Source organism: Phaeobacter sp. SYSU ZJ3003 (assembly GCF_041300735.1).
Lineage (GTDB): Bacteria > Pseudomonadota > Alphaproteobacteria > Rhodobacterales > Rhodobacteraceae > Phycobacter > Phycobacter gallaeciensis_A.
The window spans coordinates 1-2,404 of record NZ_PXNU01000120.1 but is presented as its reverse complement, the minus strand read 5'-3'; the positions used below and the strand labels follow the sequence as shown (position 1 = coordinate 2,404).

The 2,404-nt window shown below is 54.4% G+C and carries 4 protein-coding genes; 2 read left to right on the top strand and 2 right to left on the bottom strand.

What is annotated here, in order from left to right; genetic code table 11:
* Nucleotides 1-125: 125 nt before the first annotated feature.
* Both C6W91_RS20930 and C6W91_RS20925 read right to left on the bottom strand, forming a co-directional pair.
* On the bottom strand, nucleotides 126-692 hold the full coding sequence (locus tag C6W91_RS20930) for a hypothetical protein (protein WP_370571582.1): 567 nt from the start codon (nucleotides 690-692) through the stop codon (nucleotides 126-128).
* A gap of 133 nt (nucleotides 693-825) precedes the next feature.
* On the bottom strand, nucleotides 826-1,125 hold the full coding sequence (locus tag C6W91_RS20925) for a hypothetical protein (protein ID WP_370571581.1): 300 nt from the start codon (nucleotides 1,123-1,125) through the stop codon (nucleotides 826-828).
* Nucleotides 1,126-1,626: 501 nt separating this feature from the next.
* Here C6W91_RS20925 and C6W91_RS20920 point away from each other — a divergent pair.
* Both C6W91_RS20920 and C6W91_RS20915 read left to right on the top strand, forming a co-directional pair.
* Nucleotides 1,627-1,821, top strand: a complete 195-nt coding sequence (locus C6W91_RS20920) for a hypothetical protein (protein WP_370571580.1) — start codon at nucleotides 1,627-1,629, stop codon at nucleotides 1,819-1,821.
* 66 nt (nucleotides 1,822-1,887) lie between these two features.
* Nucleotides 1,888-2,404, top strand: a 517-nt coding sequence (locus C6W91_RS20915; RefSeq protein WP_370571579.1) for a DUF6538 domain-containing protein, incomplete at its 3' end; no start/stop codon positions are given.

Below are 2,404 nucleotides of genomic sequence, written 5' to 3'. Positions count from 1 at the left end.
CGCGACGTGCTCGATATGGTCGCGTGAAATGAAGCTATAGGTCTCCGATGAAACCGGAGCGATTCAGAACAAGTCGTCATTCTTCATTCTCTATCGTTTGATTTTGGTTCGCGCGGCTCAGCTACTCATGAATATTTTCTGTGGAGTCTGAAGCTGAGCATCAGGATGAACATCACTGTGATCATCCCAAGAATGTCTCCCACGAAGTATCCTGCGGTAATGTGCAGGCTATTCCCGTAGACAAGGTTTGTTCCGGCTGAATTGATAACCGAGGCCAGAGCCCCCACGAGGATGATGTCTCGCCAGTTGATACGGTTTCCGGATCCAAAGCGAAGGTCGTGCCCCATACGAGCGATAACAGAGAAACAAAAAGATGCGCACAGGACGCCGAAGGCAGGCCCCAAGAAATCACTCAGACTAACGCTGCTTGCCTCCTGTAAGCGCGCCAGATGGGTAATGTATGCACCCGGGAGTATATAGAACACTGCACGCCAGCCATACAGCCAGGCTGCGATGATCCGAACGCCGTGGGGGAGAAAGATCAGGCTTGCACTGGCCGTGGGTCCAGAGCCACCGACGACGGCGCCGGACAAGAACATGACTGTTATCAGATAGGCAATGGCGTACGCGGATGAAACTATGACTGCGGGGTGCGTAAAGAACTTTTGGGCTGCTGCTGAAATGTGTTGCATTTCATCCTGACTTATTACGACCCCCAAGGGCACACAGTTTCACACTGGAACAACTCTGCCATAAGAAGAAATCATAGGCGAATTTTCTTGTGACCTGTCGAGGTATCGAAAGATCATGCGCGCCTGAGCAAAGTCAAGCTTGCTCGGCTGCACTTTGAGCCAACCGATAGGTGCCTTGAACGGCTTCGGGACCCTGGACAATGTACCCGTCCTCCTGAAGAGCTTTCAGAACTCTGAAAAACGTTGGCTTGGAGATATCCTGCACCATCTCGTGCCTGCGGAGCTGGGCTGTCGTGAAGGTTTCAGCACCCTCCGAGAGCAAGTGTGCGGCATAGAGAACGTCACGCTGAACTGGGCTTAGATTATCAAGTCCCAGTTCCTGTTCCATTTCGTGAAGCAGATGACGAAGTGCGGCTAGTTTGTTTCGTAGCATGACAATTCTCTGACTCTAGTTTGTACAGCTTATCGTGACCGTTGAAAGGTATGGAAAACCACGCTTGGAGAGCACGGTTCCACAATGATACAACTCAGTTGTTCCGTGAGTGGAGCTCTTTTCATTACGAGTATCTCTCTGCAGCTGCAACCATCCCTAAAGATAGCGCTGCAGGGAGCTTTTCCAGTTCGCCCCACCCACAAAAACTGAGCCCTCCTGCGTATCTAAAATGATACCAACCACAGGAGGCTTCCAATGCGTATCCTATCGACCCTCGGCGTTCTCGCCGGGGGTTTTCTTTTGTGCCCGCCCCCGAAGTCCGTGCTGACCGCACTGGTCTGGCTAGCGGCTCGGTCCCACCCCGTCCTGACGTTCGTGGTCATACTGGCCGTCGTCATGGCCTGGAGGGCTGACCATGACTGAGTTGATCTTCCTGCTCGTACTCTTCGTGATCGACTGGCCGTTCTGCGTTTTGGTCCTGTTCATCGCCATGGTGCTGCCATGATTGCCCCGGGCGACATCGTGGTCATCTGCGCAGACGAGGACTGGCCAGAGCATCTCTTCCGGGTCGACTACGTCTTTGATGACTGCGTGGGTGGTTATAGCCTTACCGGTCCGCTGAAGGATGTCTACGGCGAACCTGACTACGATCTGATCATCAAGGTGGTCAGCAGGGAACACCCCAATCCCTGCTAGGCATTGTAATCAAACAACAAATCTCAAAGCAACACTCAACTGGGGCGACTGCCCCAAGGAGGAACCATGCGGATACCCTACGCGTATCTCAAGCAACAAACGTGGCTATACCGCCGCAACTACCCCAAGGCGCTGCAGCCCGTCCTTGGGCAGGCGCTAAAACAGTCCCTCAAGACAGGCGACGCCAAGGAAGCAAAGGTCAGAGCGGCGGAGGTCAACGCCAAGTTCGAAGAGATCGTTGCCAAGGCAAGGGAAGGGATCGTTCTTGAACGAGCTGAACCGGTGCGTGTGGCGGCCCCGGTGTTCCGGGCAAGCAACCCGATCATCGGCAGAGACACCGTGGCTGCCCTTGCACAACAGTATCTGAACCATCGATCCAACGAGCTGCGGCACGGGGGTTTCAAGTCGGTCCGGTTTTCCATTGGCCTGCTGGTTTCCCTGCACGGAAAGCGGCAGATCGGGACCCTCACCCGGGAGGACGGTCGTCACTTTGTCTCTCTGGTCGGGAAACTCTCGGGGAATGTCCCGAACGATGTTGAAAAGCGTTTCGGGCGACGCTGCGGATTTCATGGTTATGCGGCTT